This is a genomic window from Gymnodinialimonas mytili, from assembly GCF_037544085.1.
Taxonomy (GTDB): domain Bacteria; phylum Pseudomonadota; class Alphaproteobacteria; order Rhodobacterales; family Rhodobacteraceae; genus Gymnodinialimonas; species Gymnodinialimonas mytili.
Map to the genome: position 1 here is coordinate 119842 of NZ_JBBIFW010000004.1, position 19412 is coordinate 139253.

19 protein-coding genes are annotated in these 19412 nt (G+C 61.8%); 6 read left to right on the top strand and 13 right to left on the bottom strand.

Going from position 1 to position 19412, the window contains the following annotated elements:
• Window positions 1–47: 47 nt before the first annotated feature.
• The 8 genes from V8J82_RS17015 to V8J82_RS17050 all read right to left on the bottom strand — a co-directional run bounded on the left by V8J82_RS17015 (window position 48) and on the right by V8J82_RS17050 (window position 9385).
• Entirely contained in the window at window positions 48–1142 is a 1095-nt protein-coding gene (locus tag V8J82_RS17015; RefSeq protein WP_339976913.1) for an ABC transporter ATP-binding protein, read from the bottom strand.
• Window positions 1139–1945: an ABC transporter permease gene (locus V8J82_RS17020; RefSeq protein ID WP_339976915.1), complete on the bottom strand. Its 807-nt coding sequence runs from the start codon at window positions 1943–1945 to the stop codon at window positions 1139–1141. Before V8J82_RS17020 ends, V8J82_RS17015 begins: the two co-directional genes overlap by 4 nt.
• Window positions 1942–3006, bottom strand: coding sequence for an ABC transporter permease (locus tag V8J82_RS17025; protein ID WP_339976916.1), 1065 nt, complete (start codon window positions 3004–3006; stop codon window positions 1942–1944). The genes V8J82_RS17020 and V8J82_RS17025 overlap by 4 nt, the downstream gene beginning before the upstream one ends.
• A 137-nt stretch (window positions 3007–3143) precedes the next feature.
• A complete protein-coding gene (locus V8J82_RS17030) occupies window positions 3144–3929 on the bottom strand; it encodes a beta-keto acid cleavage family enzyme (protein WP_339976917.1) in 786 nt (261 codons plus the stop codon).
• Window positions 3926–5248 (bottom strand): aspartate aminotransferase family protein, encoded by a 1323-nt coding sequence (locus V8J82_RS17035; RefSeq protein ID WP_339976919.1) that lies wholly within the window; start codon window positions 5246–5248, stop codon window positions 3926–3928. Before V8J82_RS17035 ends, V8J82_RS17030 begins: the two co-directional genes overlap by 4 nt.
• 6 nt (window positions 5249–5254) lie before the next feature.
• Complete coding sequence (locus tag V8J82_RS17040) at window positions 5255–5686, bottom strand: universal stress protein (RefSeq protein WP_339976921.1); 432 nt, start codon at window positions 5684–5686, stop codon at window positions 5255–5257.
• 11 nt (window positions 5687–5697) lie between these two features.
• The gene (locus tag V8J82_RS17045) at window positions 5698–8334 is read right to left on the bottom strand and encodes a TRAP transporter permease (RefSeq protein ID WP_339976923.1); all 2637 of its coding nucleotides are present in this window, start codon (window positions 8332–8334) and stop codon (window positions 5698–5700) included.
• Window positions 8335–8416: 82 nt separating this feature from the next.
• Entirely contained in the window at window positions 8417–9385 is a 969-nt protein-coding gene (locus tag V8J82_RS17050) for a TAXI family TRAP transporter solute-binding subunit (protein WP_339976925.1), read from the bottom strand.
• Window positions 9386–9480: 95 nt separating this feature from the next.
• Between V8J82_RS17050 and V8J82_RS17055 the strand changes: the two genes are divergently transcribed.
• The 6 genes from V8J82_RS17055 to V8J82_RS17080 all read left to right on the top strand — a co-directional run bounded on the left by V8J82_RS17055 (window position 9481) and on the right by V8J82_RS17080 (window position 15183).
• The gene (locus V8J82_RS17055; RefSeq protein ID WP_339976927.1) at window positions 9481–10380 is read left to right on the top strand and encodes a MurR/RpiR family transcriptional regulator; all 900 of its coding nucleotides are present in this window, start codon (window positions 9481–9483) and stop codon (window positions 10378–10380) included.
• Window positions 10381–10534: 154 nt separating this feature from the next.
• Window positions 10535–11764: an ABC transporter substrate-binding protein gene (locus tag V8J82_RS17060; protein ID WP_339976929.1), complete on the top strand. Its 1230-nt coding sequence runs from the start codon at window positions 10535–10537 to the stop codon at window positions 11762–11764.
• 47 nt (window positions 11765–11811) lie between these two features.
• The gene (locus V8J82_RS17065) at window positions 11812–12669 is read left to right on the top strand and encodes an ABC transporter permease (protein WP_339976931.1); all 858 of its coding nucleotides are present in this window, start codon (window positions 11812–11814) and stop codon (window positions 12667–12669) included.
• Window position 12670: 1 nt separating this feature from the next.
• On the top strand, window positions 12671–13495 hold the full coding sequence (locus V8J82_RS17070) for an ABC transporter permease (RefSeq protein WP_339976933.1): 825 nt from the start codon (window positions 12671–12673) through the stop codon (window positions 13493–13495).
• Window positions 13492–14529 (top strand): ABC transporter ATP-binding protein, encoded by a 1038-nt coding sequence (locus tag V8J82_RS17075; protein WP_339976935.1) that lies wholly within the window; start codon window positions 13492–13494, stop codon window positions 14527–14529. Before V8J82_RS17070 ends, V8J82_RS17075 begins: the two co-directional genes overlap by 4 nt.
• A 99-nt stretch (window positions 14530–14628) precedes the next feature.
• On the top strand, window positions 14629–15183 hold the full coding sequence (locus tag V8J82_RS17080) for a thioredoxin family protein (RefSeq protein ID WP_339976937.1): 555 nt from the start codon (window positions 14629–14631) through the stop codon (window positions 15181–15183).
• 16 nt (window positions 15184–15199) lie between these two features.
• On the opposite strand, the gene V8J82_RS17085 is transcribed toward V8J82_RS17080, so the two are convergent.
• The 5 genes from V8J82_RS17085 to V8J82_RS17105 are packed head-to-tail and all read right to left on the bottom strand — an operon-like array spanning window position 15200 to window position 19392.
• A complete protein-coding gene (locus V8J82_RS17085) occupies window positions 15200–15463 on the bottom strand; it encodes a hypothetical protein (RefSeq protein WP_339976939.1) in 264 nt (87 codons plus the stop codon).
• Between the two features lie 36 nt (window positions 15464–15499).
• Entirely contained in the window at window positions 15500–16426 is a 927-nt protein-coding gene (locus tag V8J82_RS17090; RefSeq protein ID WP_339976941.1) for a metal ABC transporter permease, read from the bottom strand.
• A gap of 1 nt (window position 16427) precedes the next feature.
• Window positions 16428–17633 carry a metal ABC transporter permease gene (locus tag V8J82_RS17095; protein ID WP_339976943.1) on the bottom strand — a complete coding sequence of 402 codons (1206 nt, stop codon included), beginning with the start codon at window positions 17631–17633 and terminating at the stop codon, window positions 16428–16430.
• 3 nt (window positions 17634–17636) lie between these two features.
• Entirely contained in the window at window positions 17637–18431 is a 795-nt protein-coding gene (locus V8J82_RS17100) for a metal ABC transporter ATP-binding protein (RefSeq protein WP_339976945.1), read from the bottom strand.
• A 13-nt stretch (window positions 18432–18444) separates the two neighbouring features.
• Entirely contained in the window at window positions 18445–19392 is a 948-nt protein-coding gene (locus V8J82_RS17105; RefSeq protein ID WP_339976947.1) for a metal ABC transporter solute-binding protein, Zn/Mn family, read from the bottom strand.
• Window positions 19393–19412: the final 20 nt, after the last annotated feature.

Genomic DNA, 19412 nt, shown 5'->3' on the forward strand with positions numbered 1-19412 from the left:
CGACGGCGCGCCACGCCCAACTGGGCGGGATTGCTTCGCAAGTGCGCCTAGGCGGGAGAGCCCCCCTCGCCCGGAAACACCACCATCGCCCGTGGGTCCCAGGCCAGCCGGGCCTGTGCGCCGACCTCAAGCACATCGCGGCCCACCACATTGCGCATCGACAGCCTCAGCGGCTCTGGTGCACCGTCCAGGCGCACGTCGTAATAGGTCATGTCACCGTAATAGACGACCTCGTCAATGACGCCCGTCACCTCACGGGCCCGCGCGACCTCTCCCTCGTAAAGCAGGGACATCGTCTCGGGCCGCAGCCCGACCGCGCAGGCGCCCAGAACCTTGCCCTGCGGCCAATGCACGGCGTCGATCTCGACGCGGCCCAGCCCCGCAACATCCAGACCGCCCGACCCCGCCTGACCCGGCAAAAAGTTCATCACACCGATGAAATCGGCCACACGGCGCGTGGCCGGGCGGCGGTAGAGCACTTCGGGATCGTCAAGCTGGGCAATCTCGCCCTCGAACATCACCGCGATGCGGTCCGACATCACCAGCGCCTCTTCCTGATCGTGCGTGACCAGGATGAAGGTGATACCGACCTCGCGCTGTAGCTTGATCAATTCCACCTGCATCTCTTCGCGCATCTTGCGGTCCAGCGCGCTGAGCGGTTCGTCCAGCAACAGCACCTTTGGCTTCAGGATCAGCGCGCGTGCCAGGGCCACGCGCTGCCGTTGGCCACCGGACAGAGCATGGGCGGCGCGTTTGCCCAGATGGCCGAGCCCCACCATCTCCAGCGCGGCGCCGATCGCGTGGGTCTTTTCCGCGGCGCTGAGATCGGAGCGCCGGAGCCCGAAGCCGACATTCTGTTCGACGCTCAGATGCGGAAAGATCGCATAGCTTTGAAAGACCATATTCGTGGGCCGCTTGTTCGGTGCGACGCCGGCCATATCGCGGCCCGCCAACAGGATCTGCCCGCCCGAGATATCCTCAAACCCGGCAATCGCGCGCAGCAGGGTTGTTTTCCCGCAGCCCGAGGGCCCAAGCAGCGAAAAGAACTCGCCCGCTCCGATCTCAGCATCGATCCCGCGCAGCGCGTGATACTCGCCATAGTACTTCTGCACGCCCTGCAGGCTGATCAACGCATCCGTCACAGGAACCCTCCGCTATCGTCTTGCCCCGAGCGCCGCAGCCCATAGCGGCGCAGCGCATTGGCAACCACCAGCAGCAGGATCGACAACGCCACTAGGATCGTTCCCAGGGCCATCACGATTGGCAGCCGCGCCGGGAATCGCAGCTGCCCCCATAGATAGACAGGCAAGGTCGGCTCATTGCCGCTGAGAAAAAAGGCAATGATGAATTCATCGAGCGAGATGATGAAACAGATCAGCAGCGAGGCGATGATGCCCGGCACAACCAGCGGTAGGATGACGGCGAAAAACGCGCCTGTGCGTGTCTCGCCCAGATCCATCGCCGCCTCTTCCAGGCTTTGATCGAGGCCGGAAAAGCTGCCCTGCAGGATCGCGATGGCGAAGGGCATGCATAACAGCGTGTGGCCCAGAATGATCGTGTAGATCGACGTCGTCAGGCCCAATTGGCTGAGCGTCACCAGAAGCGAGATGGCGACGATAACCTCAGGCAGGACCAGCGGCAACATGATGAAGCCCATGATCCCGCCCTTTAGCGGAAAGGTATAGCGTGTCGCGGCACGGGCCGCGAAAAGACCGAGGCAAGTGGCCAGAACCGCGACAGAACAGGCGATGATCAGCGAATTGCCCGTCGCCTCGCGCAGATCCGGTGTGTTTGCGAGATCGATGAACCAGCGCGTCGTGAAACCTTGCAACGGAAAGGCAATCACCGTTCCATCATTGAACGCGAATAGCGGCAGCAGGATGATCGGCGCGTAGAGGAACAGCAGGTAAAGCCCGGCAAACAGGGCCAGTGGTCGCATCCTCATAGGCCCCACCTACCCTTCGGCAGGAAGATCGCGATGGCAATCGCACCACCCGCCATGATCGCTGCCATCACGCCCAAAGTACCCGCCGGGCCGAACCAAGCATCGCCATTTCGCAGGATCAGCCATAGGATGCCGATATCCACCGCCGCCGCCGCGCCCGCCAGGCCAAGCCCCGCCAGGCCGCCGCCCACCCTGTCATTCAGATGCACCCAGAACCGGACGTGCAAAATCGCCCAGGCCAGCGTGATCGTGACCGCCAGCATCGCGAACACGGCCAGCGTGGCCCCCATGGGCCGGTTCGACAGATCGAAGATCTGCACATAGATCATATTGGCAATCATCGTTCCGCCCGATCCGCCCACCAGGCGCGGCGTCACGTAATCGCCGACCGTTGGGATAAAGACGATCAGCACGGCGGCCAGCACCCCCGGCATGGCCAGCGGCAGTGTGACGCGCAGGAAGGTCATCACCGCGTTTTCACCCAGATCCCGCGCGGCCTCTAAAAGAGATCGGTCGATCTTCTCCAGGCTCACGAAAATCGGCAGGATCGCAAAGGGCGCGAAAGCATGGGCCAGCGTGATCACCACGGCATTGGCATTGTACAAAATCCAGGGCAACGGCGTATCGATCACCCCAAGCTCGATCAGCGTCCCATTCACCGGTCCGTCAAAGGCCAGGATCACGCGCCACAGGAAGATACGGATCAGGTAGCTGGTCCAAAACGGGATGGTGATCAGGAAAATCCAAAGCGCCTTCCGTTCTGGGCGGACATGGAAGCTGATGTAATAGGCGATGGGAAAGGCCAAAACGACCGTCGCCAGCGTCACAAACCCCGCAATCCTGAGCGAGCGCAGCAGCAACGTGCGATAAAGCGGATCGGTCAACGCCTCGGTATAGTTTTCAACCGTGAAGGTGCGGTTGATCGTCAGAAAATCCTGGGTCCAGAAGCTGAACAGGATGATCGTCAGCAGCGGCGCGGCCAGCAATAGCAACGCAAAGATCAGCGGAGGGCTGACCATCGTCAGACCGCGCTTCGCCTCACTGGTTAAGCCCTGCCCCATGCGCTCCCCTTCTTTGTGAGCGATAGATTTGCAAGGATCGGCACCGCATCACAAGGGAGATCGGAGGGCGCGCCATGTTTCCTTATTCAGCGCGTCGCGGGCGCATCAATCGTGCCCAAAAACAGGGCATGTCTTTGCTAGAGGTCCTGCTGCGCCAAACGGTCCATCAGATGGCGCAGGCTGTCTGTATTGTCGGCAAACGGCCTTCCATCGGGGCCGATCATATTGTTTTCAAAGCCGATGCGCATCTTGCCACCCTTCTGAGCCGCCGCGACAAGGCAGGAGATCTCGCATGGGCCGAAGGCGCAAACCGCCCAGTCCGGCGCGAGCGGCAAAGCTGTCGCCGCGTCGAGAAATGCGTCGATCATATCCGGTCTACCGGGACTCGGCGGCGTGTAAGCGCCCAGAACAAAGATACATTGCACCTGCTCGAGCAGCGCGTGGTCGGCGATGAGGCGCGCCAACTGCTGCACGTCATCCGGCGTATAGAGGATGTGTTGGATCGCGATCCCGGCCTCATCGGCCCAGGCGTAAAAGCGCCGCGCCTCGTCCTGCATCGCGGGATCGGCCCATAGCTCTCGGATCGCGACGGAGGCGCTTTCGGGCTCCACCGCGCGGACGGTTGCGATCTGTGTTGCGGCGTCAAACAGACCGGCGGATTCCGTGGTGATCTGAACCGGTATGTGAGGCACGACACGCGCCATCTCGGCAAGCAATTCGCGATAGAGCCCGGGATCCAGGGAATGGCGCCCCTCGGCATCGCGGATATGGGCGTGGAGCGCATCGGCGCCCGCGTCGAAACCAGCTTTCGCGGCGGCCACCGTCTCTGCGATTGTGATGGGCAAAGCCGGATGGTCGGCCTTCATCCGCCGCGCGCCATTGGGCGCTAGCATCACGCGAGGCAACGTTTGAAACCGGGTCATGGGCGCAGAGCGATCTCCAAAGCGCCCGACAGCTTGCCGATCAACTCATCAATCTGCGCATCTTCGATGATGAAGGGCGGGGCCAGCAGAATGTGATCGCCGCGCACGCCATCCGCCGTGCCGCCGCCGGGATAAACCATCAGCCCCGCCTCCATCGCGGCCACTTTCACCTTGGCGTTGATCTTGCGGGCCGGATCAAAAGGCGTTTTCGTGGCGCGATCCTCGACAATTTCCAAAGCGCGGAACAGGCCCCGCCCGCGAATGTCACCGATATGGGGGTGCTGGCCAAAAATCGCGCTCAGCCCAGCCTGCAGCTTGGCGCCCTGCCCCTTCACATTCGAAAGCAGATCCCGATCCAGGATGGCGCGCAGAACAGCCAAGGCGCCGGCGGCAGAGGTCGGATGGGCCTGATAGGTATGGCCATGTTCGAACGCGCCAGAGCCCCCCTCGATCGCGTCGTAGATCTTGCCGGAACAGAGCATCGCGCCAATCGGCACATAACCCGCGCCAAGCCCCTTTGCGATCACGGTGATGTCGGGGGCAACACCATCCTGTTCGCAGGCGAACAGCGTGCCGGTCCGGCCCATCCCGCACATGACCTCGTCCAAGATCAGCAACACGCCATATTGATCGCAGATCTCGCGGATGCGCTTCAGATATCCTTCGACCGGCGGCACCGCGCCCGCCGTCGCGCCCACAACGGGCTCGGCAATGAAGGCCATCACGGTCTCAGGCCCCAGGCGGAGGATCTCCGCCTCAAGCTCATTGGCGACGCGCTGGCCATAGTCAAACGCGCTCTCATCGTCACGGCGGTGGCGATATTCGAAACACGGGCTGATATGGGAGGTTTCGACCAGCAGCGGCGCATATTTCTCGCGCCGTTTGGCATTGCCCCCCGCCGCCAAAGCGCCAAGCGTGTTGCCATGGTAGCTTTGCCGCCGCGCGATCACGCGGTGGCGGTCCGGCTGGCCAGTTTCAACCATGTATTGCCGCGCCAACTTGATCGCGGTCTCCATCGCCTCGGACCCGCCGGAGAGGAAGTAGACCTTGTCGATCCCTTCGGGCGCATGATCGATCAGCAGATCAGCGAGCTCCTCGGCGGTATCGGAGGTGAAATAGCCGGTATGAGCATAAGCCAATGCATCGATCTGGGCATGCATCGCCGCACGAACGCGCTCGTCGGAATGGCCCAAACACGACACCGCCGCGCCACCGCACCCGTCCAGATAGCGCGTGCCATCCGCATCGATAATGTAGCAGCCATCGCCCCGCACCGCTTTGCGCAACACTGCAGCACTGCGCCCGAACACATGGGTCATCGGCCCCTAATCCTCCCGCACCACAAAGACGGATTGTTTGGCGTGGCGGACCACACGCGCGGCATTGGGGCCTAGCAGGTAATCACTCAGCTCCGGCGTATGGGAGGCCATGATAATCGCGTTGGCGTCGAGTTTATCGGCGGCCTCCAGGATCATTTCATAGACGCGGCCATGGGTGACATGGGGATGCACATCGATCGAGGCTGGCACCTGTTCATTGACCCAATCGGTCAGATCCTCACCCACCTTGTGCAGCGCCTTTTCCTCGAACCCTTCGTCAAAGAAGCTGCCCACGACAGATAGGCCGAAATCCGGCACCACGGTCAGAACATGCAAGCTCCCGCCGGAGGCTTTGACGAGATCCATCGCAACGGGCAACGCCTTGGTCCAGCTTGCCGGGGCGGACAGATCGATGGGCAATAGGATCGTCTTGAACATGTCGAAGGTCCTTAGAAGGCCGGTTTGGTTTGGCGGCGACGTTGCAGCAAGACGACAAGGCCCAACAGTAACAGCGCGGGAAGATAGAAGACCTGTTCAGGCAACCGCTCTTGCGCGACCTGCACCGACGCCAGTTGCACTGGATCGTCGGCATAGAAGTCGAAATCGATCAGCGCCTCTGCCGCGCTGGTGCCGAACATCGGCTCATCCAGGCGCATCACATCACCTTCGGGCAACAGCAGCAGGCCGGTATTGGTCATCCGCTCCATGGCCGAGGCGCCCTGTGCATTCACCACCAGCGTCGTTTCCGCCGTCTCGCCGGTGTTGAAATCGGGCCCGGCGATCAGCAGCCGGATCTGTTCGCCTTCAGGCACCTCGGCGAGCACGGTTTCAAACTGGGTGGGTTCGATGGCGCGGAACGGATCCTGTACCATGTTCAGCCAGACATTCGGCACAAACAGGGTGAAGGCCACCAGCAGCAGCGCCGCGCTTTCGTAGATGCGGGATTTGGCCAGGAAATAGCCCTGTGTCGCCGCCGCAAACAGCAGCATCGCAAAGGTCGCAACGATGAAAACGAATACCGCCTGCCCGACGCCCGCCCATGTGCCCAGATCCACGCCATAGAGGATCAGGGTCGGGTTGAAGATGAACAGGAAGGGCAGCGCGACGGTCCGCAGGCTGTAGAAGAACGCCGTGAAACCGGTTTTGATCGGGTCGCCGCCCGAGACCGCGGCGGCGGCAAAACTGGCCAGCCCCACCGGCGGCGTCACATCCGCCATGATCCCGAAATAGAACACGAACAGATGCGCCGCGATCAGGGGCACGATCAGCCCCTCTTGCGCGCCGAGCGACACGACCACACCCGCCATCAGCGACGAGACGACAATGTAATTGGCCGTGGTGGGTAGGCCCATACCAAGGATCAAAGAGAACAGACCAACCAGACACAGCATCAGGAACAGCGACCCACCCGACAGCATCTCGACCAGACCGGCCAGCTCCGTCCCGATGGGCGTCCGGGTGACGGTGGCCACGATGATCCCGGCGGCGGCCGTCGCCACACCGATGCCGATCATATTGCGCGCGCCCGCGATCAGACCGTCGCGCAGGTCGATCAGACCTTCCTTGAACTCCGATGCGATGCGCGCGCCCTCGCCCCGGAACAACGCCTTCAGCGGGCGCTGGGTGACGATGATGCCGATCATCAACGCCGTGGCGAAAAAGGCGGACCGGGCGGGCGATTGACGCTCGACCATCAGGAACCAGACCAGAACCACGATGGGCAGCACGTAATGCAGGCCAGTGGCGTAAATATCCTTCACCTCGGGCAGTTCGACCTTTTCGGCATTTGGATCGTCGATCTCAAGGTCAGGTTTGCGGGCGGCTATGGCGACGAGCCACACATAGACCGCCGCCAGAACCGCCATCATGATCGGCCCGGTCCCACCGGGCACCGCACCGCGCAAAAAATCGACCGCATAGATCAAAGCGGTGAAGCCCGCGCCTGCGACAGCAAACCCGATGAAGAATTTCAGCAACATGCCCGAGAAGCTTTTGGCTTTGCCCAAAGCGGGCATGTCTTTCTTCAGCGCCTCAAGATGCACGATGTAGATCAACGCGATGTAGCTGATCACGGCGGGGATGAAGGCGTGTTTGATCACCTCGACATAGGAAATGCCGATGAATTCCACCATCAGGAAGGCCGCAGCACCCATCACCGGCGGCATGATCTGACCATTAACCGATGACGCAACCTCGACCGAGCCCGCCTGTTCGCTGGTGAAGCCAACGCGTTTCATCAGCGGGATGGTGAAGGTCCCAGTGGTCACCACATTGGCGATGGAAGAGCCCGAGATCAGGCCGGTCATGGCAGAGCCCACAACCGCCGCCTTGGCCGGGCCGCCCCGCAGATGACCGAGGCCCGCAAAAGCCAGTTTGATGAAGTAATTGCCCGCGCCCGCCTTATCGAGAAGTGAGCCGAACAGCACGAACAGGAACACGAAGGCGGTCGAAACGCCCAACGGAATGCCGAAGACCCCGCCGGTATCCAGCCATTGCGCGTTGATCAGCGCGGTAAAGCTCAGCCCCTCATGCTCGATCAGATCGGGGATCAGCCAGCCGGTGCCCAGATAGGCGTAAAGCAGGAACAGCGATCCGACGACGGTCAGAGCCGGTCCAAGCGCGCGGCGGCTTGCTTCCAGCAAAAGCAAGATACCAACCGCGCCCAGGATCACCTGAAATTCGGTGGGCAGACCCGACCGCGCGGTCATGGCCAGTGTGTCAGAGGCCCAGAAGACGTAGAAGGTACAAAACGCCCCGCCCGCCAGCAGGATCCAGTCGTACCATGGCACGCGATCGCGCGGCGAGGATTTGAAGGCCGGATAGGCCAAAAACGCCAGGACAATGGCGAAAAACAGATGCAATGGCCGGGTCTGGGTGGAATTCATCGCGGGGATGTATTCGGCGAACCAAAGCTGTGGCTGCGCGATCCAAAGCTGGAACAGCGACCAGACCAGCGCCAGACCGGCGATCAAAAGCGCGATATAGCGATTTCTGGGATTGCGCGCACCGCTATCGGTGCTGGCGACCAGATCCTGCAGTTCCTCATCGGAAAACTGACGCCCGCCGCGCCCGTCTTGATCGCTCATCGTGCCGTCCCCCAGCCGTGGTCTTTTTTGATGTGGCTGCGGGCGATCTCGAACCGCCCGCAGCAAAGCATTTGAGTGCCGATTACTCGATCAAACCCGCTTCACGGAAATAGCGCTCGGCGCCCGGATGCAGCGGCGCGCTGAGGCCGTCATTAGCCATCTGCGCCGGATCGAGATTGGCGAAGGCCGGGTGCAAGCCGCGGAATGTGTCGATGTTTTCGAACACAGCCGAAACAACTGTGTACACAACCTCTTCGGGCACATCGGCCGAGGTCACGAAGGTCGCGCCGACACCGAAGGTCTGCACGTCTGCGTCATTGCCGCGATACATGCCACCCGGGATCGTGGCGGTGCGGTAGAACGAGTTTTCTTCGACCAGACCATCGACGGCATCGCCGGTCACGTTCACCAGAACCGAGTCGCAGGCGGTTGTGGCCTCCTGGATCGACCCCGATGGGTGACCCACTGTGTAGATCATCGCGTCGATATTGTTGTCACACAGCGCCTGGCTCTGCTCGGCAGCCTGAAGCTCGGACGCGACGGAGAAATCATCCATCGTCCATCCCATGGCGCCCATCAGCACTTCCATCGTGCCGCGCTGGCCGGAGCCGGGATTGCCGACATTTACCCGCATGCCCTGCAGATCTTCGAAATTCTCGATCCCCGCATCGGCGCGCGCCACAACGGTGAAAGGCTCGGGATGGACCGAGAAGACGGCGCGCAGTTCTTCAAACGCCCCCTGTTCTTCAAAGCGCGAGGTGCCGTTGAATGCGTGATACTGCCAATCGGACTGGGCCACGCCGAATTCCAGTTCACCGCCGCGAATGGCGTTGATGTTGAACACCGACCCACCGGTCGATTCCACGCCGCAGCGGATGCCGTGTTCGGCCCGGTCGCGGTTCACCAGGCGGCAGATCGCACCGCCGGTGGGATAATAAACGCCCGTCACGCCGCCGGTCCCGATGGCGATAAACGTATCCTGGGCCGATGCGACGCCCGCACCAAAAATCGTCGTGGCCGCGGCGACCGCGCCAACCAAATGCTTGTTCATGATGTACTCCCGTTGGTCTGGCAGATTGTCTCAGACATGGGCGAGCATGAAACGAACACTTGAAAAGTGTCAAGCGGGAGAGGCATCTGTTTCATATGGCAAATGACATGATGCCTTCCGACGGGTCCTATGACGCGCTCAGCCGCGCCTTGGCCGACCTTGTGCATGACGGCTCTCCCGCTATATCCGCCTTTGCCACCTGGGCCCTGGCGCATCCCAATGACATGGCCTTTCACTCCGTCCGGCGCCTGGCGAGCCTGGCGGATGTGAATGTGAACACCGTCTATCGCTTGGCCGTGGCGCTTGGATTTTCCGGGTTTGAGGATTGCCGGGTGGCGTTTCAGACCGCCTTGCGCAAACAGGGCGGGCTTTATGGATCGCGCGCCGCACGACTCAATGCCGGGGACGGCGATGACCTGTTCGACCGCCTGCGCGCCGCATCCCATCGCAATCTCGATGCGATCCTCGATGAGGCCAGCAGCGCCCGGATCCGCCAGGCCAGCACCATGCTGCGCCGCGCCCGTCGGGTGCATTGCTTCGGCGTCCGCAGTTGCTTTTCCCTGGCGCATTACCTGACTTATTCTGGGCGCATGGCATTCGAAAACTTCGCCCCGCCATCAACCGAGCCCGGCAGCATCGCCGACGCGCTGACCCGGACTGGACCCGCCGATGTCGTCGTGCTGATCAGCTTTTCGCTGTATTCCGCCGAGGTCGTTCGCGCACATCAGGCCGCGCTCAGCCGCGGGGCGCAGGTCATCGCCATCACGGATACCTATGCCTCCCCCTTCGCGCGCGACGCGGCGCTGGTCTTCTGCCTGCCCATGGAGGGTCCGCAAACCCTGCCGTCCCTGGGCGCAGGCTTTGTTCTGGTTGAAGCCATCGTCGCCGACATGATCACCAACAGCCGAGCGGCCCCCAAACGCATCGCCGAATTCGAGCAGCAATTGATCGCGTTCGGTAGTTATGTCCGCGCCACCGATGACCCGGCGGGGTGAGGAAGGCAACCAAGACAAGGCCAGACCACTGCAATTCTGCCAACCCAACGAGATCGTGTTCGAAACGGCATTGGAGCCCGCCCCGTTCCCCCTGTAAACCGACCACCAGACAGGCGCATGCCACAAACGCGAATGGTGGAACGAACAGATGAATATGAGATCCAGACTGTCAGCCTTGGCCATAAGCGTGGCGCTGTGGCCAATGGCCGCCTCCGCCGACACCGCCGATGGCGACCAGCTGATCGCAATGGATTGGGATGAGATCGTCGCCCTGGCCCGTGGCGGCGAAGTCAATTGGTTCATGTGGGGCGGCTCCGACGCGATCAACCAATATGTCTCGGGCTATATCGGCGGCATTCTCGAAGAGGATTACGGGATCACCCTGAACCGCGTTGGTATCTCGGACACGGTCGAGGCGGTCAACATCGTCTTGGGCGAGCGCGAGGCTGGCAATCTGGATAACGGGTCGGTCGACCTGATTTGGATCAACGGTGAAAACTTCCGCACCATGGTGCAGGGCGATCTGGCCTATTGCGGTTATCCGGATCTGTTGCCCAACAATGCCCTGATCGATTGGGACAATCCCGCCATCGCGAATGATTTCGGCGTGCCGGTAAACGGATGTGAAATCCCCTGGAACACGGCGCAATTTGCATTTGCCTACAATACCGCGCTGCACTCCGCGCCGCCGCTCGCGATCCCGGAGCTGTTGGAGTGGATCGAGGCCAATCCAGGGCAGTTCACCTATCCCGCGCCGCCGGATTTCAACGGGTCGGTCTTTGTGCGGCACGTGTTTTATCACGCCGCGGGCGGCGTCGAAAACCTTCTGGGCGCGTTCGACCAGGCGGTGTTTGACGAGGCTGCCGCGGCAACCTGGGAAATCCTGAATGGGCTGGAGCCGTATCTGTGGCGCGACGGCGCGACTTATCCTGCCTCCATGTCCGCGCTGGAGCAGCTTTATGCCAACCAGGAGGTCGGCATCATCTTCAACTATGACCCTGCAACGGTGGGCGTAAACATCCTGAATGGCACTTTCCCCCCAACAACGCAGGGCTATGCCCTGACCGATGGAACCATCGGCAACACCAACTACACGCTCGTCCCATTCAACTCTCCCAACAAGGCGGCGGCACTGGTTTTACAGAACGTGCTGTTGTCGGCGGAGGCACAGCTTGAAAAGCTGCGGCCCGAAATCTGGGGTGCGGCGCCCGGCATCGATGTGACGCGCCTGGAGGGTGAGATGGCCGAGGCCTTCGACGCGATCGAAACGCATCCGAATGTCGCCCCGGCCGAGGATCTGGCCGCCAATGCTCTGCCCGAGCTTCAGGCCGAGTGGATCGCAGCCATCGAGCAGGGGTGGATTGAGAACGTCGGATCGAACTAAGCCCAAAGGGGCGCCAGTTTCCCTGCACTGCGAAAGGTCGGCCTGTCATGTCTGATCGCGTAAAAATCGTCCTGCTTTTGCTGCCTGCCATCTCGGTCATCGGGATCCTGTTTTTCGGCGGCCTGGCCATCGGCTTAATGCGCAGTTTCAACTACATGCCTGTGATCGGCCTGACCGAGCCAAACGTCGACGCCTATATCGCCGTCTTCACGGACCGCGACGTCTATCTTTCGTTTCTGCTGAGTTTCCATATCTCGTTCACCTCCACATTGATCTCGTGCGTTTTGGCGGTGGGCGCAGCGCTGCTGTTGCGACGGGTCGTTCTCGGGCGCGCCTTGATCAACTTCCTGTTTCAGCTGAACCTGACCGTGCCGCATTTGGTGGGCGCGATCGGTATCCTCTACCTGTTTTCGCAATCGGGTGTCTTTGCGCGGTTGGCGGCAGAGGTCGATCTGATCCAACGGCCCGCAGACTTCCCGGCCCTGGTTTTTGATCCCTTCGCGATCGGAATTATCCTGCAATATGTCTGGAAAGAGGTGCCGTTCATCGGCGTCATCGTCCTGGCCAATATGCAGACACTTGGCGAGGATTACGAAAGTGTCGCGCGGTCATTGGGCGCCAGCAGATGGCAAAGCTTTCGGCATGTTCTGCTGCCGCTGATCTTTCCAGGCCTGATGTCAGCCAGCGTGATCGTCTTTGCCTTCACCTTCGGCGCTTACGAGATCCCGGCATTATTGGGTGCAAATCACCCGGCCGCCCTGCCGGTGCTGGCCTATCGCAACTATACCGACGTGGATCTCGCCGCCCGACCCGAAGCGATGGCCCTGGCCATTGTGATCGCCTTGCTCAGCGCCGCGATGCTGTATTTCTACATCCGCTACGCGCGCAAACGCGTGAGGGGCTAGGATGATCGGACAAGACGGCATCTGGACCAAATGGTTCCGCTATCTCACCTGCGTGATCCTGGTGGTCTGGCTGATCCTGCCCCTGATCCCGCTGGCAATCTGGTCTTTCGCGCGGGGCTGGTTCTTTCCGGACATCCTGCCTCAGCAATGGACGATGCAGGCCTGGCAATACGCGATCTCCGACATATCGGGTGTTCTCGACAGCCTATGGCTAACCATCGGTATTTCCCTGGGGGCCACGGCATTGTCGATCCTGGTGGGCGTGCCCGCGGGCCGCGCCCTTGGCATGTATGAATTCCGCGGCAAGTCGGTGATTGAGATGATGATCCTCGCCCCCATCATCGTGCCGGGCATCGCGGTGGTTCTGGGCGTGCATTCCCTGTTCATCTGGCTCGGCCTGACCAACAGCGTCCAAGGCGTGATCTTGGTGCATCTGATCCCGACGCTGCCCTATATGACGTTGGTGATGGCAGGCGTTTTCTCGAATTACGATCCCACCTTCGAGGCGCAGGCGCGCAGCTTGGGCGCGTCGCCTTTGAAGACGTTCCGGTATGTGACCCTGCCCGCGATCCTGCCGGGGATCATCGTGGGCGGGTTGTTTGCCTTCCTTGTCTCCTGGAGCCAATACATCCTGACGCTTGTGATCGGTGGCGGACGTGTCGTGACGCTCCCGCTTTTGCTGTTCAACTTCGCCACCTCGGGCCGCAACGACATCACCGGCGCAATCGCGATGATCTATATGGGTCCCGGGATCCTGATCCTGCTTTTGACCGCCAAACATCTGTCGGGTCGGTCGGGCGCTGTCGGTGGGTTCGGTCGACTATGACCCATGTCCGCATCGACGATCTGACCAAGATCTATCCCGGCAGCACGACGCCCGCCCTGGACCATCTGAGCCTTGATATCGGCTCTGGCGAATTGATCGCCCTACTGGGGCCGTCGGGCTGCGGCAAGACCACCGCCATGAAGATGATCGCGGGCCTGCTGGAGCCAAGCGCAGGCGATATCCGTTTTGATGATCGCTCGATCCTGCGCGACAAGCCCGAACATCGCGGCGCCGTCATGGTGTTCCAGAACCATCTGTTGTTTCCCTATATGTCGGTGGCCGAGAATGTCGGTTTCGGCTTGAAAATGCGCAGAACCGCCCCTGCGGAGATCACGCGCCGCGTCGCCGATATGTTGGAGCGGGTAAAGCTGCCCGATATGGGCGCGCGCAAACCTGCGGCCTTGTCGGGCGGACAGCAACAGCGGGTCGCCCTGGCACGGGCCTTGATCGTTGAACCCGATGTTCTGCTGCTGGATGAACCGCTGTCAAACCTTGACGCGCATCTGAGGTTTGACATGCGCGACCTGATCCGTGATTTGCAGCGAGATATGGCGATCACCACGATCCTCGTCACCCACGATCAAGAGGAGGCGGTGGTCATGGCCGACCGAGTTGCTCTGATCCTGGAGGGCCGGTTGATACAATATGACCGTCCAGATGCATTTTACAAACGCCCCGCCAATGAAGCGACCGCACGGTTTTTCGGCGGGCGCAACTTCATCCCCGGCATGTCCTGCGACGGGAGCTTCGACAGCGCCCTGGGGCGTTTGATCTTGCCAAAAGACGTAGCGACCGGCCCGGGCACGTTGACCTTCCGCCCCGAAAACGTACGTCTCGGGATGCCCGCTGACGGCACGAATATGCTCTCCGCCCAGATCGTCGATGTGGTTTTTCTTGGCAGCCAGACACGTCTGACGCTTCGGGTTAAGGATACGCTTCTTGAGGCGATCGTGAACCCCAATGACGTCCAGGCGCTTGCGCCCGGCGATACGCTGTCCATCCATTTGCCGCAATCGGCGCTCTGGGTGGTCTGAGCGCGCCGGGTCGCGCCGCTCGCCGAACCGGGCCCATTTGGTTTATGAGGCCGCACGCCCTAAATCTTGATGTATCCATATGCACCTGGAGGAGATGATATGGCCGCCCTCACCCCACCGGTTTGCGATTTCGACTGGACCGCGCCGGACTTTACCCTGCCCGCCACAAATGGATCAGACATCAGCCTGTCCGACATCAAGGGAGAAACCGGGACGCTGGTGATGTTCATCTGCAACCATTGCCCCTTTGTCCTGGCGATCCTGGATCGGATCCTACGCGATGCGCGTGACCTGCAGGCGCTCGGCGTCGGGGTTGCGGCGATCTGTTCCAACGACCCGGTCAGCTATCCCGAGGACAATTTTGAACACATGGCGCAGATGGCCGAGGCAAGGGGATTTTCCTTCCCCTATCTGCATGATGCCGATCAAAGCGTTGCCCACGCCTATGGCGCCGTCTGCACACCCGATTTTTTTGGCTTCAACGCAGATCTGGGCCTGCAGTATCGGGGGCGGCTTGATGCCTCGCGCATGACGGCGGCGCCCGACAATGCGCCGCGTGAGTTGTTTGAGGCGATGCGGCAAGTGGCCGAGACCGGAAAAGGCCCCGCTGAGCAGATCCCATCAATCGGATGCTCGATCAAATGGGCGGCCTAAGCCGCACCCGAGCAACCTATTGGTCCGGCGCCGCTTGAACCTGACCGCCCCGCTCAAACATCAGGGAGGCGATATAGGGCACGCTCAGGCCCAAGGCGGCGATCACGGCAATCACCACCATCCATCGCACCCCGTTCATCACGCGTTGCAGGATCTGCTCGACCGCGAACCAAGTGAACAAACCAAGGGCAAAGGCAACGGTGCCCGGCAGGTCATTGACCGAAGTGCCGATGCGCACGACCCAATCGATCAGCGTCTGTGCAAGTGTTCCGAGATCCATGGCGCCGCTCCTTGTTGTCGGAGCGGTTTGGCGCCTCTAGCCGCCCGCCGCAACCCCGACACGGCCCCGCGCCGGCCCGAATAGGCAGGCAATGGCCAGGATCACGCCGGAAACCGCCGCCACCATGCCCGCGGCTGAGACCGAGCTTTGCGCGCCCAGCCAGAGCGGGCCATAGCCCGCCAATACGTAGCCGAGGATCGCCGACAACGTCGCAAACACCACGCTCCATGCCACTTGGATGCCAAGCCGATTGGTCATCAGGCGTGCGGCCGCGGGCGGGCAGATGAACATGGCGATGACAATGATCGAGCCGACAGCATCGAAGGCTGCCACCGCAGCCACCGCCGCCGCGATGACCAGCCCTAAGCCAATCGCCGTGACCGGCAGGCCGATGGCGCGGGCAAAGCTTTCATCGAAGCTAGATAGCTTGAGCGGTCGCCAGAAGACCGCCGTGAGCAAGGCGATGATCACCGCAACAATCGCCATCCGCGGCAATTCCGGCGGCAGAGTGGACAACGCGACCGGATCGAGCAGCGAGCCCCACCCATCGGCGCGCAACCAGATCAATTGTTCCAGATTGCCCATCAATGCGTGTTCGACATCCAGATGCACATTGGACGTGTCGGATTGCTCCAACAGCAAAACGCCACCCGCGAAAAGCGAGGTAAAGACCACGCCCATCGCTGCGCCCGGCTCGATCCGGCCCAAGCGGCGCACGGCCTCGATCAGAATGACCGCCACCAAAGCCGCCCCCGCCGCACCGATCAGCATCGGCCAAGTGGTGACAACGCCCGTGATCAGAAACGCTACGACGATGCCGGGCAGAACCAAGTGGCTGATCGCATCACCGATCAGCGCCTGGCGCCGCAGGATCAGAAAGTTGCCCGGCAAGGCGCAGGCGATCGCGGCGAAGATACCGATCAGGATCGGGGTCAGAGAGAATTGGACAAATTCCGCACCCATCTCAGACCCCCCTCGCCCGTGGGATCTGCAGGTCGAACATCGCGATCTCGTCGGGCGTGAAAACCTGCTCAATCGGGGTCAGGCCATCATAGCGTCCGGTCAGCGCAGTGTCCTGGTGCATACGGCGCGCGATGGACCAGCGATGCTCATCCCGCGCGACCTTGGCGGCGGCGGCGCGGCCCTCCTCGGTGGCAACCCCATCGGGGCGCATGAGCCCTTCACGGGTCAGAATGCGTTTCGTCAGCGGATCGTGGATCGGTTCCGCCCGGCTAAGCGCCAGCAAGCCCTGTCGGCGATGGACGCGCGCCTGAAATCCGCGCCGCGCCAGGATCGTTGCCGCCACGCCCCGCGCCGGGGCGAATAACAGCGAGGCCGCAAATAGCGCCGCGGCCACCAGGACGATGATCGGCCCGGTTGGCATGGCCGGGGCCGAGGCCGACAGCGCCGCGCCGACCCAGCCCGACACCGCGCCCAGCACGCCCGCGACCCAGACGACCGTTTCCGCCCGCTCGGACCAGAACCGCGCCGTGACGGGCGGGATGATCAGCATCGCGACAATCAGGATCAAGCCCACCAGTTTCAGGCCGATGACCGTAACCGCCATGACCAGGCCCATCATCGCCAGATCCACACGCCGGACATTCACGCCGCGTGCTGCGGCAAAGGCGGGATCGAAGGCGACCAGCGTCATCGGGCGGCGCAGCAGCCAGATCGCCGCAACGACCAACGCCCCGCCGCAGGCGATCAGCACCGCATCCTGGAACAACATGCCCGCGGTGGAGCCCAGAAGGAAATCCTCCAACCCCGCCTGACGGCCCCGGTCCATACCCTGGATCACCGTTAGCAAAACCACACCGATGCCGAAGAACACCGACAGAACCGCGCCAATCGCGGCATCCTCGGACAAACGGGTGCGGCGCACCATCCATTCCACAGCCAAAAGCCCAGCCCAGGCGGTCGCGGCGGAGCCCAAGAGCAAGCCGATCAGACTGCGCCCGTCCCCACCGAAGCTGACCATGGCGATGAAGGCCAAACCGACGCCGGGCAATGTGGCATGGGCGACCGCGTCTGACACCAAAGCGCGTTTGCGCAGGAACAGAAATGAGCCACCCGATCCGGCGGCAAACCCCAGTAAAGCAGCGCCAAGGGCCACCAAGGCAGCGTTGTAACCGGCCTGCAGGAAAAGGGCGTCGAAGAAACTGGCCAATGGCTACGCCCCGAGCCCCACTAGACGGTCAATCTGCGTCGCGGCCAGGCGACCGCCATAGGTCTCGGACAGAATTGCGGGGGTAAAGACCTCATCCACCGGCCCCTCCGCGATCCGGCGCAGGTTCACCAGGAACACATGATCGAAGTAGTCCGGCACGGTGCCCAGATCGTGATGCACCGCAATCACGCTACGCCCTTCCGCCTTCAGGCTTTTCAGAACGTCGATGATCGCGGCCTCGGTGGCGGCATCCACGCCTGCAAAAGGCTCGTCGAGTAGGTACAGATCGGCATCTTGGGCCAGCGCGCGGGCCAAAAAGATGCGCTGTTGCTGCCCGCCAGACAATTGACCGATCTGCCGGTCGGCGAAATCCGCCATCCCGACCCGGTCCAAACAGGACAGCGCCAAGGTTTTCTGCGCGCCGCTGATCCGCTGCCAGAGGCCCAATTTGCCGTAGAGCCCCATCAGAACCACGTCGATCGCTGTGGTGGGAAAATCCCAATCCACGCTGGCGCGTTGCGGCACATAGGCGATCAGATCGCGGGCCTGATCCACCGCTTGGCCAAACACGCTGATCTCGCCAGATACCCGTGGAATCAACCCCAAGGCGGCCTTCAACAGCGTGGATTTGCCTGCCCCGTTTGGCCCGACAATCGCCGACATCGCCCCCGCTGGAAAACAGGCGTCCAGCGAGAACAGAGCCGGTTTGTCACCGTAAGACACGGTCAACCCCCGCACCGCCAGGGGGCTGGCGGGATCAAGCGCTGGGGCGTCGGAAACGAGGCTAAGCTTTGGCATTCGTTGACTTTCTTCAGTTCATGGCGAGGCGGCCCTGCATGCCACCATCGGGCACGGTTCCACCAAGGGCCCCGGCAATTGTTGTAATATTGTGGTCGATCATGCCGATCCAAGTGCCCTCATAGGTGCCCTCCGGGCCCATCGCGTCTGAGAACAATTCACCGCCAATTGTAACCTCGTGGCCCTGGGCCGCCGCGCCTTCGATGAGCGCCCGGATATTGCGATCCGAGACCGAGCTTTCCACAAAGACCGCCCCGATCTCACGTTCGACCAACATGTCGACCAATTCCGCAATCCGCTGCAATCCTGCCTCGCTTTCAGTGGAAATTCCTTGGATTCCAACGACTTCGAAATCGTAGATCGCGCCGAAATAGTTAAACGCATCATGGGCCGTCACCAGAACGCGCGCCTGTTCGGGCACGGTCGACAGGACCTGTTCGGAATACTCGGCGAGCGTGTCGATCTGCGCGTAAAAGGCCTCGGCATTGGCGGCGATGGCGTCGGCATTATCCGGCAGCGCCTCGGCCAGCGCCGCCTGCACCTCGGCCACCACATCTTGCCACAGATGCGGATCCATCCAGACATGGGGATCGAATTGGTCGGCGTAATCCTCTGAACTCAAGAGGCTTTCCTGCGGCAATAGCTCGGCCAATGCCACCACGTTGTTGGTGTTATCGAGGTCCAGCAGGAACTCCTCCATCTGCGCCTCAAGATAAAGGCCGTGCCATAAAACCAGATCGGCCTGCGCGGTGGCCACGATATCGGACCGGGTCTGGCGGTAGGCATGCGGGTCAACGCCGGGGCCCATGAGGGCCTGAACCTCGACAAGATCCCCACCCACTTGCTGGGCGGCATCGGCGATCATGCCGGTTGTGGTCACCACATCCAGAACCTCTTGCGCGGCCAAAGCCGCGGGTGACAGGGCCATCAAGGCCCCCAGGGTCAGCGCGCGTGCAGTCATTCGGATTTGTCTCCGTGTTT

What these genes read in the sequence shown, in the direction of transcription:
- V8J82_RS17020 (WP_339976915.1), bottom strand. Translation starts at nt 1,945, where the DNA reads ATGAGGATGCGACCACTGGCCCTGTTTGCCGGGCTTTACCTGCTGTTC.
- V8J82_RS17025 (WP_339976916.1), bottom strand. Translation starts at nt 3,006, where the DNA reads ATGGGGCAGGGCTTAACCAGTGAGGCGAAGCGCGGTCTGACGATGGTC.
- V8J82_RS17030 (WP_339976917.1), bottom strand. Translation starts at nt 3,929, where the DNA reads ATGACCCGGTTTCAAACGTTGCCTCGCGTGATGCTAGCGCCCAATGGC.
- V8J82_RS17035 (WP_339976919.1), bottom strand. Translation starts at nt 5,248, where the DNA reads ATGACCCATGTGTTCGGGCGCAGTGCTGCAGTGTTGCGCAAAGCGGTG.
- V8J82_RS17040 (WP_339976921.1), bottom strand. Translation starts at nt 5,686, where the DNA reads ATGTTCAAGACGATCCTATTGCCCATCGATCTGTCCGCCCCGGCAAGC.
- V8J82_RS17045 (WP_339976923.1), bottom strand. Translation starts at nt 8,334, where the DNA reads ATGAGCGATCAAGACGGGCGCGGCGGGCGTCAGTTTTCCGATGAGGAA.
- V8J82_RS17050 (WP_339976925.1), bottom strand. Translation starts at nt 9,385, where the DNA reads ATGAACAAGCATTTGGTTGGCGCGGTCGCCGCGGCCACGACGATTTTT.
- V8J82_RS17055 (WP_339976927.1), top strand. Translation starts at nt 9,481, where the DNA reads ATGGCAAATGACATGATGCCTTCCGACGGGTCCTATGACGCGCTCAGC.
- V8J82_RS17060 (WP_339976929.1), top strand. Translation starts at nt 10,535, where the DNA reads ATGAGATCCAGACTGTCAGCCTTGGCCATAAGCGTGGCGCTGTGGCCA.
- V8J82_RS17065 (WP_339976931.1), top strand. Translation starts at nt 11,812, where the DNA reads ATGTCTGATCGCGTAAAAATCGTCCTGCTTTTGCTGCCTGCCATCTCG.
- V8J82_RS17070 (WP_339976933.1), top strand. Translation starts at nt 12,671, where the DNA reads ATGATCGGACAAGACGGCATCTGGACCAAATGGTTCCGCTATCTCACC.
- V8J82_RS17075 (WP_339976935.1), top strand. Translation starts at nt 13,492, where the DNA reads ATGACCCATGTCCGCATCGACGATCTGACCAAGATCTATCCCGGCAGC.
- V8J82_RS17080 (WP_339976937.1), top strand. Translation starts at nt 14,629, where the DNA reads ATGGCCGCCCTCACCCCACCGGTTTGCGATTTCGACTGGACCGCGCCG.
- V8J82_RS17085 (WP_339976939.1), bottom strand. Translation starts at nt 15,463, where the DNA reads ATGGATCTCGGAACACTTGCACAGACGCTGATCGATTGGGTCGTGCGC.
- V8J82_RS17090 (WP_339976941.1), bottom strand. Translation starts at nt 16,426, where the DNA reads ATGGGTGCGGAATTTGTCCAATTCTCTCTGACCCCGATCCTGATCGGT.
- V8J82_RS17100 (WP_339976945.1), bottom strand. Translation starts at nt 18,431, where the DNA reads ATGCCAAAGCTTAGCCTCGTTTCCGACGCCCCAGCGCTTGATCCCGCC.
- V8J82_RS17105 (WP_339976947.1), bottom strand. Translation starts at nt 19,392, where the DNA reads ATGACTGCACGCGCGCTGACCCTGGGGGCCTTGATGGCCCTGTCACCC.